The organism is Thalassospira sp. (genome assembly GCF_030690045.1).
Taxonomy (GTDB): Bacteria; Pseudomonadota; Alphaproteobacteria; order Rhodospirillales; family Thalassospiraceae; genus Thalassospira.
The window spans coordinates 108,480-123,031 of sequence record NZ_JAUYHK010000005.1; the positions used below are offsets into that span (position 1 = coordinate 108,480).

Consider the following 14,552-nt stretch of genomic DNA (forward strand, 5'->3'; position numbering starts at 1 on the left):
GATATAGCGCCAATCAGACAGCGCGGAACAATCCGGTTGAAACCGGGCGTTCGGGCCTGCGCTTGCGCATCAGCTTTAACATCGTTTCAATCGAAATCGATTGCAGGGTGGCATAGGTGATCGCCTCGATCTCATCCATCACCAGCGACAAAGCCACCCCGGCATTGGTATCCTGAACAATCCCGCTGGATGGCCCGGCACCAACTTCTTCAAACAACTCAACCACATCCAGCAAGGTTGTGCGTTTGGCATTGCCGCAAAACCGGTATCCGCCCCCGGCACCACGCACCGATTCCACCAACCCGGCCCGGCCCAGATCGCGCAGAACCTTGGCCAGATGATTGGTGGAAATGCCATAACGTTCGGCGATTTCGGCCGCCGATAATTGCCGGTCAGTATCTTCGGCCAGTTCCAGTACGGCATACAGGGCAAACAGGGTTGCCTTTTGTAAGGACATCATGGCGTTACACCCCTTCGTCCATATCGGTTTCAAGCTGAATAAAGGGGCCCGCCATCATGCCCTGGGCGCGGAAAAACGACATCAGATCGGTCGCATCGCGCGGGATCATGGTGCGGATTTTGGTCACACCGGCCTTGCGGAAACATTTGCAAATTTCGTCATACAGGATCGACCCGATCCCGCCCATGCGTAAATCAGGCTCGACGCTGACCGTCCCGACCCAGCCACACGGCACCGAATTGAACTCCCACGACCGGACTTCGCCAAAGATACAGCCCAAAAGCTGCCCTTTTTCCTCGGCCACCAGAAAAAACCGCTGATCCTTGCGATTGCCATAGCGCACAAAAAGATCATCCCAGTATTCCGGTTTGCGCAGGCCCGTTGTCCTGTCATCCAGATCAACCACATTGGGCAAATCTTCCAGAATTGCGGGCCGGATATCAATTTTATGCTCGCCAATCGAGACCGAGTTATAACCCGGTTTATGTTGCGCAGCGTCCACTACTTGTGCCTTTCGTCTTCCTCAGGCCGTGCCAAAGCAAAGGCATCAGGCCCGTTTCAGGCGGGAATCCGTCCTGAAATACGTAATTTCGTACGATTATACTACACTGCACAGGGGGATGGCGGCAACGATAAGTTCCTTGTACCACGGGCAAGTCATTTCACCCGGCAAAAGAACGGCCTTTCTTCCCATAACCCGGCCCCGCATCCGGGGCAAGACAAAAGGGCAATGGCACAAGCCATTCTGCCCGCTTTAAAACCGGCCTTTGTCTTGCCGCAAAGCGTGAATAGATGCGGTGTGGCAGATGATACAGACATTGACAGCAAGGCGAAGTCATGGCTTATCGCGACACAGCTTTCCGTACTGTCAAAATCATCCGGGGTCGCCGGTCGCGACCGGATTTTGGCAATGACGGATTTTTCGACCAGAGGAGTTTGGCACGCAATGGCGCGCAATCGTTATGATGCAATCGATCGCAAAATTCTTCTTGAAATTCAGGAAGATGGCCGAATTTCAATGGTTGAACTGGCCGAAAAGGTCGGGTTGTCGGTCTCTCCCTGCTTGCGCCGATTGCGCAAACTAGAAGAAAGCGGCGTCATTCGCAAATATGTTGCCCTGCTGGACCCGGCTCATTTGCGCCTTGGGGTCAATGTCTTTGTCACCGTATCGCTGACCCAGCATGACGAACCGTCCCTGCGCCGGTTTGAAACCGCCGTACAGCAAAGCCCGGAAATTGTCGATTGTTATGCGATGGTCGGCAATCAGGATTACATGATGCGCATCGTCGTGCGCGACCCGGCCGCCTATCAGCGCCTGTTATCCGACGTCCTGATGAAATTGCCCGGTGTCGCCAATATCAAATCCAGCTTCACCCTGCACGAAGTCAAAAACAGCACCAAATTACCGGTGCACGACGCCGAATAACCCCAAAAGCCGTCAGGCCCCCTGCGGTTTCGGGATGATGGTTGGATAAAGCCAGACCAGCGTCACCCCACGCAGCAAAAGGAACACATTCAGCGCCGCCCACAGGCCATGATTGCTGCCCGTCATCATCGCCCCCCATGCCAGAATGGCAAACAGCCCGACCGACACCAACATCATATTGCGCCATGCCCGGGTTTGCATCGCCCCCAGAAACACGCCATCAAACTGAAATCCCAAAACACCCGATACCGGCAGTAAAACCGCCCATCCCATATATCGGTATGCCTCGATCCGGACGGCCTCAATACCCGTCAGTCCCTTGATGATGAAAATGCCAAGGGCGGCAAAAACCAGTGTCATCACCACCGCCGAGACCACCGACCAGATCGTGGTTTTGCGGACCGCCCATAAAAACTGTTGCCGCCGCCCCGCCCCATAGGCCCGCCCGACCAGCGTTTCCGCCGCATGGGCAAACCCGTCCAGCGCAAAGGACCCAAACACCAGAAAATTCTGCAAAACCGCATTGGCCGCCAGCGTCACCTCGCCCATACGGGCGCTGAAACTGGTAAACAGGGCGAATGCCGATGTCAGGGCCAGGGTACGGATAAAAATATCGCCATTGACCCGCATCAGCCGGGTCAGTTCCACCCGGTTGAAAATGCCAATGCCGCGCCATGATCCGCCCAGCCGTTTCAAATGCGACTGCATCAGATACCAGCCCAGAACCACCCCGGAATAATCGGCAATCACCGTCGCCCCGGCAACCCCGCGCACGTCCCAGCCAAATCCCTGCACAAACAGGATATCCAGCACAATATTCAGGCCGTTCAGCACCACCTGAAAAATAAAGATCGCCCGGCTGTCGCCCATCGCCAACAACCAGCCCAGCATGCAATATTGCATCAATGTGGCGGGCGATGCCCAGATCCGCACATGGAAATAATCCCGCGCTGCCGCTTCAACCATGCCACCGGGCGCAATCAGCGACATCGCAAGATCAATGATCGGTCCTTGCAACAGCATGACCAGACCACCCGCCACCACCGCAATCACCGCCCCGCGCGCAAAAACCGCGCGCACCGCATTGCCATCGCGCCGCCCGACGGCCTGTGCCGCAAGCCCGGTGGTCGCCATGCGCAAAAAGCCAAAGCTCCAGAACACATAACTGAAAATCAGCGCCCCGACCGCGACCGCCCCGATATAATGCGGGCTGTCCAGATGGCCAACCACGGCGGTATCGGCCGCCCCCAGCAACGGCACGGTGGCATTGGACAGGATAATCGGCAATGTCAGTTTCAGGACACGCCGGTCTCCCATGCCGGGCCAGATACGGGAACGGGACATATGGACAACTCTGACTGATAAAACAACGATCTGACGCGGCGCACACCTTGTTGCAAGATATCGGGCAAATCAATTGCTTTCTGACCGGCCCCGCACAAGGTCTCCCCTTTCCGTCGCCGGGTGATAAAACCGCAACGTCATTTGGCACTGTGGCGATACCGACCGAAAATGTTCAATTGTTCACAAGATGAAAATTGATCGCAATACAGAATTTGCATTTCCAGAAAACCCAACAAAACCGCTACATTTGCGGCCATTAAGTCCGATATGGAAATTGTTATGGCTTCGGCTTTTGACGGATTTGTGAAGGATTGCATCATCTTATCCCCACACTTATCCACAGGTATTATAAAAGCGTTTTCACACAAGAATCTTGCGCCTTTTTGTTGCTTGCGGCAGGGTACAGAAAATTCCGCATTGCAACCAAGGAAGTAACCATGACCCTCGCCGCCCTTGACGGCCCGATATTTCCCGCTGCCTCCGGCACAGTCAAAAGCATCGTTGTCTTGCTGCATGGTTATGGGGCGGATGGCAATGACCTGATTGGTCTGGCCCCGCATTTTGCCCGTGCCCTGCCCGACACGGTGTTTTATTCCCCCAATGCGCCGCAACCGTGCGAAATGTCACCCTTTGGCCGTCAATGGTTCAGTCTGGCGGCCTATGATCCCGAATTTCTGCGCCGCAAACCCGAAACCATGTCCGGTGCCTTGCGCGCCATGGCCGAAGGCGCCCGGCAAAGTGCCACATCCATTGATCTGTTTATTGACAACCTGCTTGCACAGCACAAACTTGATGCTGGAAAATTGGCCCTGATCGGCTTTTCCCAGGGCACGATGATGGCCCTGCAAACCGCCCCGCGCCGCAAGGATTGCCTTGCCGGGATTGTCGGTTTTTCCGGGGCTTTGCTGGGGGGCGAAACCCTTGCCGCCGAAACGCTGAACAAACCGCCGGTTTTGCTGGTGCATGGCACGACCGATCCGGTCGTCCCGGTCGAAGCATCGCGTCTGGCCCGTGACACCCTGATGCAAACCGGTTTTGACATAACGCTGCATGAACGCCCCGGCCTGCAACACGGCATTGATGAACAGGGCATTGCGCTGGCAACACAGTTTTTAAAAGAACACCTTTCCTGATTTTATCCATCAGGATTGCAATACCAAACCCCTACACGCCATATCGCGTGTAGGGGTTCATTTAAATCACTAATGCACCTTGAAATACCCCCACCCCACCACAATAAGTAGGATATCCCCTCACAATGGATAGGTTTACTATCCGTATGAGAGATTGGGTTATCGCCAAGGAGGCTGTTCGCATGCTGCAAAGATTCAAGATAGGCCACAAAATTATCAGCCTGTCGCTGCTGGCCCTGGTCGGGCTGATCATCATTTCAACCGCCGAACTTATGAGCCTGCGGACAACCTTGCTGGAAGACCGCAAGGACAAGATCAGGGCGTCAACCGAATTACTGGTCTCCATTGCCGATGGTTATCAGCAGCGTGTCAATCGCGGCGAAATGGATCAGCAACAGGCAATTGACGAGTTTTACTCCGCCACATCCGCCGGAAAATATGACGGTGATATTGGTTATTTCTTTTCCTTTACCACCGATTTCCTGACCAAAATGCATGCGGCCAATCCTGCGCTTGTCGGGCAAAACCTTGGCACGCTGCAAGATTCGAACGGCACCTATTTCATCCGTGAACTGGTCAAGGCCGGTAATAATCCGCAAGGTGGATTTTCAAGCTATCTGTGGCCCAAACCCGGCCTGCCCAAAGAACAGACCTATGAAAAACTTTCTTACGCCCATCCCCTGCCCTGGGGGGATATTCTGGGCACGGGTATTTATATCGACGATGTCGATACCGCCTTTTACGAAAGTGCGACGGTTGCTATCATCATCACGATCATCATTTTTATCATTCTGGCCGCTTTTGGTGTCCTGATCGGACGCGATATTTCATCCGGCCTTAAAAAACTGTCCAACCGCATGTCGTTGATTGCAAGCGGCAATCTGGACGGCGAAATCGAAGGACAGAATCGCGGTGACGAAGTTGGCGACATGGCCCTGACGGTGGTTGCCTTCCGTCAGCAGGCCGTTGAAAACCGTACCCTGCAAAACCGCCAACGCGAAATGGAAAGCAAGGCCGAAGAACAGCGCCGTTCCGACCTGCTTGACATGGCAGATTCGCTTGAAAAACGGGTCAAGGGTCTGATCCGCTCCATTTCAGCCTCGATCACCGATATGAAAACCGCCAGTCAGGAAATGCAGGTGGCTTCCAATACCAACAGCGAACTTTCCACCGCCGTTGCCTCCGCCACGGCCCAGACATCGGCCAATGTCCAGACCGTCTCGGCCGCGGCAGAAGAACTGACCGCCTCCAGCGATGAAATTGCCCAGCAAATTTCCCATTCGGCCAATGTCGCCGATCAGGCCAATGCCGAGGCCGCCCGCACCAACGAAACCATCACCGGTCTGGCCGATGCAGCCCAACGCATTGGCGATGTTGCCAAACTGATTGGCGACATCGCCAGCCAGACCAACCTTCTGGCGCTGAATGCCACAATCGAGGCGGCACGGGCTGGCGATGCCGGCAAGGGTTTTGCCGTCGTCGCCAGCGAGGTCAAAAACCTTGCCAATCAGACCGCCCGTGCGACCGAGGAAATCAACCAGCAAATCGCCTCGGTTCAAAATGAAACCGGCGAAGCCGTCGAAGCCATAAGGCGGATTTCCGATACCATCGCCCGTGTCGCTGAAAGTTCCACCGCAATTTCCGCCGCGGTCGAAGAACAACATGCGGCCATCGGCGAGATTTCCCGCAATGTCCAACAGGCCGCCAGCGGCACCCGCGAGGTTTCGCAACGCATTGGCACGGTCAATGAAAACGCCGCCAAGGTCACATCGGGCACCGGCCATCTGGCCCGGTCGGCCGAAAAACTGGTGACCGAAGCCGTCTCGCTTGATCAGGCCGTGGAAACCTTCCTCGCCGATCTGCGCAAAAACGCCAGCGCCTGATCAGAACCAACCCAATACAAAAGCCGCTGCAGGTAAAAACCGGCAGCGGCTTTTGTCTGTTCGGGTCCCGGATTAACGGGTCGCCGTGATATCGATTTTAATGGTCACATCATCACCGACCTGGGCGGTGTCGCTCCACTGCCCCTGCCCGACGCCAAACGCCGTGCGCTGGATCGTGACTTCGCCACTGGCTTTCGCCCCATTACCATCAATCGTCAGGCTGAAGGGCAATTGAACTTCCTGTGTCACATCGCGAATCGTCAGATCGGCAATCGCTTCATACATGCCCGGCGAGATTTCGCGAAATTCCTTTGTTTCAAATTTCGCCATCGGCCATTGCGCCACATCAAACCAATCCGCCGATGCAATCTGACCATCCCGGTCGGCATTCTCTGTATTGACCGAGGCAATATCGATCAGCACCGAAACCTTTGATCCGGCAAGATCATCGGGCGCAAAAACGATATTGGCATCAAAGGTTTCAAACGCCCCGTCAAACGACGCGCCAAGCTGGGTGCCGGTAAAAGTGACGGCACTGTCACCCGCCGCAACACTCCAGTTATCGGCGGCAAGGGCCGATGCACTGCCCCCGGTCAGCAAGGCCACCATCGTCATCGAAGCAAAAAAGCCGGAAATTTTCTGGGTCATATTGTTTACCTGTCGGAAAAGCCGGGCAACATCCGGCGCAATGTCGAATCGCGGTCAATAAAATGATGTTTGAGGGCCGCTGCCACATGCAACCCGACAAGGGCGACAATCCCCCACGACAGCAGCCAGTGCGTATAACTCAGCGCCGCAAACAGATCCTTGTCGGGCGCCACCAGATCGGGCAACGTAAACAGGCCAAACACACTGACGGAAAAATTCGCCGCCGACGACATCAGCCAACCGGTCATCGGCATCGCCAGCATCACGGCATAAAGGACAATATGGGCGATCTTCGCAGCGCGTTTTTCCCATGCCCGGTTGCTGATGGCATCGGGCGTCGCTTCGCCGGCACGCCAGATGAGGCGCAGCACGGCCAGAAACAAAATGGTGATGCCAATGGATTTGTGACGGGACATCCATTGCAGCTTTTCAAGCCCCAACGGCAACCAATCCATATACCAGCCAACGGCAAGCACCGAAACGAACAAAACCGCCATGACCCAATGAAAGGTCTTGGCGACGATTCCAAACCGCAAGGCAGTACTGCGCAGCGACATCAGGCAGGCTCCGTCCATTCAAAAGACGAAAACGGTCCGGGGTATCCCCGAACCGTTTCAATCATGGGGTTACTGACGGACCCATTCGCTTTCGATGCGCAATTCCACATCGTCGCCAACGGCCGGGACCAGATAATTCATGCCAAACGCGCTACGGGTAACCGTCCCGGTTGCCGAAAAACCGGCAATATACAGGCCCGACATCGGATGTGCACCTTCACCATTCAGGGTGACGTCAAGGGTCACCGGGCTGGTCACACCATGCAGGGTCAGATCGCCGGTCACCTTGGCGGTTTTATCGCCGGTCAGTTCAACCGACGTGCTTTTGAAGGTTGCCGTCGGGAATTCGGCGGTATTGAAGAAGTCCGGGGTCTGCAAATGACCGTCAAGGGCGGCAACGCCACTGTCAACCGCGGTCAGATCAATGGTCACGGTCAGCGATGAATTGGCCGGGGCGTCGCGGTCCAGAACCAGTTCCCCGTCAATGCCGCCAAAACGACCCTGAAAATTGGAAAAGCCCAGATGACTGACCGCGAAAACAACGCTGGTATGTTCGGTATCGAATTTATAGGTTTCGGCCGCCTGAACGCTCAAAGCCGCAGAAGACAGACCGGCAACAATCGCCAGTGCCGCAACAGATTTTTTAACAGATAAAAACATGGTTTGCTTCCCTTGGGTCAACGGCAATGCCAAATATGTGGCACTGCAACAAAATACCCTTGGACAATGCCTGTCAAAACCAAAAGCCTCAATCCGCTTGTGGCGCAACAATCAGTTTCTATTTGGAAACAATCTGCCACAATATCGCCTCATTACAACGCGAATGTGAACGTCAGAGGCATGGAGATTTGGCCAGAATCAGTTTTCCGCCGGTTTATCAGGCGGCGAATTGGCAGGGGCGGCTCCACCCTCGACCACATCCAGGCATTCCTTGACCCAGACATCATAAACCGGATGCTCCAGTGCCGACAGGCCGGGGCTTGAGGCAAACATCCAGCCGGAAAACACCGACTGGCTTTCCCCGTCGCTCAGGCGCGTATCGACGATTTCCAGAAAACTTGCACTTTCCGGGCGTTCTTCGGGCGGCGTTCGGAAACAGGCATCGACCGTAATCGACAGGGTGCCAAATTGCGCACTCTGCCCGACCGGGACAGTAAAGGTCGAAATGCGGGCGGTGATTTTATCAAGCCCCTGTAACTGCGCAATTTTGGCCGGGCGATAATCAAGCGCTTGCGCAAAAAGACCGGTCGCACCACCCCAGACAGACAAGATCGAAGCCGACATCAAAATCAGCCTGCAAGAACCGGAAATCATCAGGAATCCTTTTTCGGGGCATCATAGGGATTGCACAGTTCGTTCACCACATCATGCATGACGCCGCGAAACTGTTCCTCGTCACATCCCATCAACAACGCATCTTCCAGCGCGTCCTGCATCAATTGATGCAGTTCTGCGAAATTTTCGTTCAGAACCTTGATCTTTTCGACACACGATAACGGCCCGCCATCGCGCGATTGCCATGTCGGAAAATCAGGGAGAGTCTCTTTGGTCTTGCTCATATCGCGGCTCCGCAAAACAGGGGCACGGAAACAGGGCGCAAATTGCGCGGCAAAACAGGCAAATTCAAGGCCGAAATGACGATTATTGCGGGGTTTCGGAATTCGATGATCCGGAATTGGCCGAATAAATCACCTGCCCGATCAGTTCCTCAAGATTAACCGATCCTTGGGTGTACTGAATTTCGGCACCGGCCGCCAGCATGTCAATATCCCCGCCCGGTTCCAGCGAGATAAACTTGCCGCCCAACAAACCATCCGATGCAATCTTCGCCGCACTGTCGGTCGGCAATTCCACATCGGACCGGACAGACATCCGCACCACCGCCATATAGGTGCGCGGATCAAGATCCTGCCCGATCACCGAACCAACCTTGACGCCGGAAATCTTGACATCATTGCCGACCACAAGGCCGTCAATGCGGCTGAAACTGGCGGTCAGTTCATAACCATCCACCGATTGCAGCCCGGCCCGGTCATAGGAAATATAGGCAAACACCACAGCAACGGAAATAACGGCAGCACCGGCAAGAGTCTCGATAATCCTGTTGCTCATATCCGTTCCTGTTTTCCGTGATCAAAATCATGGGCAAACCCTGCCCCGTCAAAAGCCTAGCCTTCGGGCGTCCATGCCTGATAGTCGCCGGTTGCCGCCGCCCGCTTACCACCTTCGTAATCATGGCCCTTCGGGCGATAGGCATGTTTGGTCCCGGTCAGGTTCGGCAGATGTTCTTTCTGCCAGTCATAACGGTCTTCGGCCTTTTCCGACAGCGGCGCATCAAGGGTATAATGCAGCCACGCATGCCATTCCGCCGGCACCTTGGACCCTTCATCAAGCCCCTTGTAAATCACCCAGCGCTTGGCCTTGCGACCGCTGACCTGCTTTTTTTCGGTGTAATAAACATTGCCGAAGCGGTCTTCGCCGACGCGCTTCCCCTTCAGCGCGGTATAAATCCGGGTTCCGACAGTGGCCATTTCGCGGTCTCTCTCCAAATTTTTCCTGTCCCGCCCATAGGGCAGTGGCGCGCAAATCCATGCGCGCCTGCAACAACGACTTTATATGTCGTGATGTTTCCGCAAAGTCAATGTTTCAGGCCCGCCATCAACCCGATATTGCCCCAATCTTCTGCAAACGGCTTGCCCGAAACCGCCTGCCAAATTCACCCACAACAATTTGTAGGCGGGCGACTCTTGGCAACTGAACTGTTTGCGGGCTTTGTCCCCGCCCTTATCCACAGAACCCGGCAAGTCTCTCCCCCCAATCCTGAAGCAAATTTCCGAACACCGGCACAGCGGGACCCCCAATTTTTAACATAAATATCATATAGTTATGCTGATTGATCTGGCAAGTTACAGAACCGTTTCTGCAAGGACGGGCATGGCACTGGATTCCCCCCTCAAACAGGTCTAACCTGTGGGTCGTGGCTGGAGGAATTCCTGCCCCGCTACAACATATAGCGTCGATTCTCTTTTTCAAAACACCATAAGGGTGGTTTGAAAAGCGCAGAATTCCGGGCATCTTCGCGGCGTTAGAATATTATTAACACCATCGGCAAAAGATCATCAGACGGCGCAAACACCAGATGTGGTGACAAAATCGATGTCAACCACAATGTTTGGTAGACTAACCGCAGGAACTGAACCTATAGTTCGGACGTCGGGGCACAGACCCCGCACCATCCCGCGGGGGGATACCAGATACGATAACAAATATTCCGTCAGCCCATAAAATCAGCCATTTCAAGGTTGGGGCTGCGTTTCGGTTGTGAGCAAACCATATAATCTGTCAGGGTGTTTTACCGCGCCGCAAGTGCGAATTCGCCTGACACGCCAAGGAGCAAACCATGCGGATCACCAGACAATTCACCCAGGAAGATGTCAGCCCCTATGCCGATATCGAATTCCGGAAATCTTCCTGTAAAATCAAGAATCCTGACGGATCTGTCGTTTTTGAAATGAACGACATCGATGTACCGGGGTCCTGGTCACAGGTGGCAAGCGACGTTCTCGCACAGAAATATTTCCGCAAGGCCGGTATTCCGACGGCCTTAAAACCGGTGCGCGAAAAAGACGTGCCGGAATGGCTGTGGCGTCAGGAAGCCGACCGCGCCAAACTGGCCAAAATGCCCGCCGAAAAACGCTCCACCAGCGAAACCAGCGCCACCCAGGTTTTTGACCGTCTGGCCGGCACCTGGACCTATTGGGGCTGGAAAGGCGGCTATTTTGATGCCGAATCCGATGCCCGCGCCTTTTTCGATGAAATGCGCTATCAATTGTCGCACCAGATGGGCGCACCGAATTCGCCGCAATGGTTCAATACCGGCCTGCATTGGGCCTATGGCATTGATGGTCCGGCGCAGGGCCATTCCTATGTCGATTACAAAACCGGCGTTCTGACCAAATCGGCCAGCGCCTATGAACATCCGCAGCCCCACGCCTGCTTTATCCAGTCGGTTTCGGACGATCTGGTCAATGAAGGCGGCATCATGGATTTGTGGATCCGTGAAGCCCGCCTGTTCAAATTCGGGTCGGGCACCGGGTCGAACTTCTCCAATGTGCGCGGCGAAGGCGAAACCCTGTCGGGTGGCGGGCGTTCGTCCGGCCTGATGAGCTTCCTTAAAATCGGCGACCGTGCCGCAGGCGCGATCAAATCGGGCGGCACCACCCGCCGCGCTGCCAAGATGGTCGTGGTCGATATCGATCACCCCGATATCGAAAACTATATCAACTGGAAAGTGATCGAGGAACAAAAGGTCGCCGCCCTTGTTGCCGGATCGAAACTGGCTGAAAAGCACCTTACCGCCGTTCTTTCTGCCTGCAATAACTGGGATGGTGCCGCCGATTCCGAAGATCGCCTTGATGCGCGCAAGAATCCGCAGTTGAAAGAGGCAATCCTTGCCGCCCGTGCGGTGATGATCCCCGATTCCTATATCAACAAGATCATCCAGTTTGCCCGTCAGGGTTTCACCGAAATCAGCTTCAAAACCTATGACACCGATTGGGATTCCGAAGCCTATCTGACGGTTTCGGGCCAGAATTCCAACAATTCGGTGCGCGTTTCCAATGCCTTCCTTCAGGCCGTTCTCGATGATGGCAAATGGGAACTGATCCGCCGGACCGACGGCAAGGTCGCCGAAACCATGCAGGCCCGCGATCTGTGGGAAAAAGTCAGCGAAGCCGCATGGGCCTGTGCCGATCCGGGAATCCAGTACGACACCACCATCAATGAATGGCACACCTGCCCCAATTCGGGCCGGATCAATGCGTCCAATCCGTGTTCGGAATATATGTTTCTGGATGACACCGCCTGTAACCTTGCCTCGCTCAATCTGATGAATTTCCGTTCGGATGATGGCGGCGTTGATGTCGCGGCCTATGAACATGCCGTGCGTCTGTGGACAATTGTTCTGGAAATCTCGGTTCTGATGGCGCAATTCCCGTCAGACCGCATCGCCGAACTGTCCTATCGTTACCGTACGCTCGGCCTTGGCTATGCCAATATCGGCGGCCTGTTGATGAGCATGGGCATTTCCTATGACAGCGACGAAGGCCGTGCGATTTGCGCCTCCCTGACCGCGATCATGTGTGGCGTTTCCTATGCCACCTCGGCCGAAATGGCCGGTGAACTGGGTGCCTTCCCCGGCTACGGCGAAAATGCCCCGGAAATGCTGCGCGTCATGCGCAACCATCGCCGTGCCGCCCACGGCGAACAGGACGGTTACGAAGGCCTGTCGATCAAACCGGTGCCCCTCGTTGCCGCCGACAGCCCCTATGCCGACTTGCCGATTGCCGCCCGTGCCGCATGGGACAAGGCACTGGAACTGGGTGAAAAGCATGGTTATCGCAATGCCCAGACAACCGTGATTGCCCCGACCGGCACCATTGGTCTGGTCATGGATTGCGACACCACCGGGATCGAACCGGATTTCGCGCTGGTCAAATTCAAAAAACTGGCCGGTGGCGGATATTTCAAAATCATCAACCGCACGGTTCCGGTCGCCCTTGCCGTGATGGGCTATACCGAAAAGCAGATTCTCGAGATGGAGAAATATGCCGTCGGTCATGGCACCCTTAAGGGCTCACCCTCGATCACCCATGACGATCTGCGCGCCAAGGGTTTTGATGACGAAGCCCTGGCGAAAATCGAATCCTCGCTTGCCAATGCCTTTGACATCAAATTCGTCTTTAACAAATACACCTTTGGCGATGATTTCTGCGTCAATCAGCTTGGCCTTGATGCCAAGGCGATCAACAGCATGGATTTCGACATGCTGGCCGCCCTTGGCTTTGACAAAAAGGCCATCGAACTCGCCAATACCTATGTCTGCGGCGCGATGACCCTTGAAGGCGCGCCCTATCTGCGCGACGAAAATCTGGCCGTCTTTGATTGCGCCAATCCCTGTGGCCGTATTGGCAAGCGCTATCTGTCGGCACAAAGCCATATCCGCATGATGGCTGCCGCCCAGCCGTTTATTTCCGGCGCCATTTCCAAAACCATCAATATGCCGAACTCGGCCTCGATCCAGGATTGCAAAGACGCCTATATGCAATCGTGGAATCTCGGCCTCAAGGCCAATGCGCTGTATCGAGACGGCTCCAAACTCAGCCAGCCGCTCAATTCCGCCCTGGTCGAGGAAGACGATTACGCCGATCAGCCAACCGCCGCCAAGGCCGCGGCGATATCGGAAAAAATCGTCGAAAAAATCATCGAACGTGTCATCCGCGGCGACCGTCGTTCCCTGCCGTCGCGCCGCAAGGGTTATACCCAAAAGGCCACGGTTGGCGGTCACAAGGTTTACCTGCGCACCGGCGAATATGAAGACGGCAAACTGGGCGAAATCTTTATCGACATGCACAAGGAAGGCGCTGCTTTCCGCTCATTGATGAACAATTTCGCGATTGCCGTGTCGATTGGCCTGCAATATGGCGTGCCGCTCGAAGAATATGTCGAGGCCTTCACCTTCACCCGGTTTGAACCTTCGGGCATGGTGTCGGGCAATGATGCCATCAAAATGGCAACCTCGATCCTCGATTACATGTTCCGCGAACTGGCGATTTCCTATCTGGGCCGCAATGACCTTGCCCATGTCCAGCCCGATGATGTCCTGCCCGACGCGGTCGGATCAGGCACCGCCGAAGGCGCGCTGGGCGAAGGCGTATCGCGCGAAGACCAGGCGATTGAAACCATCCGCAAGGTCGCGTCCAGCGGCTTTGTCCGGCGCAATCTCTATGTCGTCGATGGTGGCCTGCCGGTTTCGGAAACCGTCACCATGAAGGCCACCGGCACCGATCACGGCCATCATCATCATGCCGGTTCCGTGACGGTTTCGGCCACGACCACCAACAACGCCATCCTGTCGGTCAGCGAAGAAGTGATCAGCGCCACCGATGGCAAAATGGACAAAATCCGCGAAGCCCGCATGAAAGGCTATGAAGGCGACGGTTGCCCGGAATGCGGCAACTTTACGCTGGTGCGCAACGGCACCTGCCTGAAATGCGATACCTGTGGCGGCACGACCGGCTGCTCGTAAAACAATCGCGTTTT

General features: G+C 55.2%; 14 protein-coding genes. 4 read left to right on the forward strand and 10 right to left on the reverse strand.

The window, feature by feature from the left end; genetic code table 11:
• Positions 1-13: 13 nt before the first annotated feature.
• Positions 14-460 carry an Rrf2 family transcriptional regulator gene (locus tag Q8O73_RS02785; protein ID WP_305554604.1) on the reverse strand — a complete coding sequence of 149 codons (447 nt, stop codon included), beginning with the start codon at positions 458-460 and terminating at the stop codon, positions 14-16.
• Between the two features lie 4 nt (positions 461-464).
• Positions 465-962 carry a GNAT family N-acetyltransferase gene (locus Q8O73_RS02790; RefSeq protein WP_305554607.1) on the reverse strand — a complete coding sequence of 166 codons (498 nt, stop codon included), beginning with the start codon at positions 960-962 and terminating at the stop codon, positions 465-467.
• Between the two features lie 228 nt (positions 963-1,190).
• On the opposite strand from Q8O73_RS02790, the gene Q8O73_RS02795 reads away from it, so the two are divergent.
• On the forward strand, positions 1,191-1,886 hold the full coding sequence (locus tag Q8O73_RS02795) for an Lrp/AsnC family transcriptional regulator (RefSeq protein ID WP_305554610.1): 696 nt from the start codon (positions 1,191-1,193) through the stop codon (positions 1,884-1,886).
• Positions 1,887-1,898: 12 nt separating this feature from the next.
• On the opposite strand, the gene Q8O73_RS02800 is transcribed toward Q8O73_RS02795, so the two are convergent.
• Positions 1,899-3,230, reverse strand: coding sequence for an MATE family efflux transporter (locus Q8O73_RS02800; RefSeq protein WP_305554613.1), 1,332 nt, complete (start codon positions 3,228-3,230; stop codon positions 1,899-1,901).
• Positions 3,231-3,667: 437 nt separating this feature from the next.
• Between Q8O73_RS02800 and Q8O73_RS02805 the strand changes: the two genes are divergently transcribed.
• A complete protein-coding gene (locus Q8O73_RS02805) occupies positions 3,668-4,363 on the forward strand; it encodes an alpha/beta hydrolase (RefSeq protein ID WP_305554616.1) in 696 nt (231 codons plus the stop codon).
• Between the two features lie 182 nt (positions 4,364-4,545).
• Complete coding sequence (locus Q8O73_RS02810; RefSeq protein WP_305554619.1) at positions 4,546-6,246, forward strand: methyl-accepting chemotaxis protein; 1,701 nt, start codon at positions 4,546-4,548, stop codon at positions 6,244-6,246.
• 72 nt (positions 6,247-6,318) lie between these two features.
• Here Q8O73_RS02810 and Q8O73_RS02815 read toward each other — a convergent pair whose 3' ends face one another.
• From Q8O73_RS02815 to Q8O73_RS02845, 7 genes are all read right to left on the reverse strand, one after another.
• The gene (locus Q8O73_RS02815; RefSeq protein ID WP_305554622.1) at positions 6,319-6,894 is read right to left on the reverse strand and encodes a YceI family protein; all 576 of its coding nucleotides are present in this window, start codon (positions 6,892-6,894) and stop codon (positions 6,319-6,321) included.
• Positions 6,895-6,899: 5 nt separating this feature from the next.
• Positions 6,900-7,451 carry a cytochrome b gene (locus Q8O73_RS02820; RefSeq protein ID WP_305554625.1) on the reverse strand — a complete coding sequence of 184 codons (552 nt, stop codon included), beginning with the start codon at positions 7,449-7,451 and terminating at the stop codon, positions 6,900-6,902.
• Between the two features lie 69 nt (positions 7,452-7,520).
• Positions 7,521-8,111 carry a YceI family protein gene (locus Q8O73_RS02825; protein ID WP_305554628.1) on the reverse strand — a complete coding sequence of 197 codons (591 nt, stop codon included), beginning with the start codon at positions 8,109-8,111 and terminating at the stop codon, positions 7,521-7,523.
• A gap of 198 nt (positions 8,112-8,309) precedes the next feature.
• A complete protein-coding gene (locus Q8O73_RS02830) occupies positions 8,310-8,735 on the reverse strand; it encodes a DUF2155 domain-containing protein (protein ID WP_305554631.1) in 426 nt (141 codons plus the stop codon).
• Between the two features lie 29 nt (positions 8,736-8,764).
• Positions 8,765-9,010, reverse strand: coding sequence for a hypothetical protein (locus Q8O73_RS02835; protein ID WP_305554634.1), 246 nt, complete (start codon positions 9,008-9,010; stop codon positions 8,765-8,767).
• 82 nt (positions 9,011-9,092) lie between these two features.
• Positions 9,093-9,563 (reverse strand): outer membrane lipid asymmetry maintenance protein MlaD, encoded by a 471-nt coding sequence (gene mlaD, locus Q8O73_RS02840; RefSeq protein ID WP_305554636.1) that lies wholly within the window; start codon positions 9,561-9,563, stop codon positions 9,093-9,095.
• Between the two features lie 56 nt (positions 9,564-9,619).
• On the reverse strand, positions 9,620-9,982 hold the full coding sequence (locus tag Q8O73_RS02845; protein WP_305554638.1) for an NADH:ubiquinone oxidoreductase subunit NDUFA12: 363 nt from the start codon (positions 9,980-9,982) through the stop codon (positions 9,620-9,622).
• An 869-nt stretch (positions 9,983-10,851) separates the two neighbouring features.
• On the opposite strand from Q8O73_RS02845, the gene Q8O73_RS02850 reads away from it, so the two are divergent.
• Positions 10,852-14,538: a vitamin B12-dependent ribonucleotide reductase gene (locus tag Q8O73_RS02850; RefSeq protein WP_305554641.1), complete on the forward strand. Its 3,687-nt coding sequence runs from the start codon at positions 10,852-10,854 to the stop codon at positions 14,536-14,538.
• The last annotated feature ends 14 nt before the right edge of the window (positions 14,539-14,552 follow it).

Coding starts and splice junctions, on each gene's coding strand:
- Q8O73_RS02785 (WP_305554604.1), bottom strand. CDS start 460: ATGATGTCCTTACAAAAGGCAACCCTGTTTGCCCTGTATGCCGTACTG.
- Q8O73_RS02795 (WP_305554610.1), top strand. CDS start 1,191: ATGGCACAAGCCATTCTGCCCGCTTTAAAACCGGCCTTTGTCTTGCCG.
- Q8O73_RS02800 (WP_305554613.1), bottom strand. CDS start 3,230: ATGTCCCGTTCCCGTATCTGGCCCGGCATGGGAGACCGGCGTGTCCTG.
- Q8O73_RS02805 (WP_305554616.1), top strand. CDS start 3,668: ATGACCCTCGCCGCCCTTGACGGCCCGATATTTCCCGCTGCCTCCGGC.
- Q8O73_RS02810 (WP_305554619.1), top strand. CDS start 4,546: ATGCTGCAAAGATTCAAGATAGGCCACAAAATTATCAGCCTGTCGCTG.
- Q8O73_RS02815 (WP_305554622.1), bottom strand. CDS start 6,894: ATGACCCAGAAAATTTCCGGCTTTTTTGCTTCGATGACGATGGTGGCC.
- Q8O73_RS02820 (WP_305554625.1), bottom strand. CDS start 7,451: ATGTCGCTGCGCAGTACTGCCTTGCGGTTTGGAATCGTCGCCAAGACC.
- Q8O73_RS02825 (WP_305554628.1), bottom strand. CDS start 8,111: ATGTTTTTATCTGTTAAAAAATCTGTTGCGGCACTGGCGATTGTTGCC.
- Q8O73_RS02830 (WP_305554631.1), bottom strand. CDS start 8,735: ATGTCGGCTTCGATCTTGTCTGTCTGGGGTGGTGCGACCGGTCTTTTT.
- Q8O73_RS02835 (WP_305554634.1), bottom strand. CDS start 9,010: ATGAGCAAGACCAAAGAGACTCTCCCTGATTTTCCGACATGGCAATCG.
- mlaD (WP_305554636.1), bottom strand. CDS start 9,563: ATGAGCAACAGGATTATCGAGACTCTTGCCGGTGCTGCCGTTATTTCC.
- Q8O73_RS02845 (WP_305554638.1), bottom strand. CDS start 9,982: ATGGCCACTGTCGGAACCCGGATTTATACCGCGCTGAAGGGGAAGCGC.
- Q8O73_RS02850 (WP_305554641.1), top strand. CDS start 10,852: ATGCGGATCACCAGACAATTCACCCAGGAAGATGTCAGCCCCTATGCC.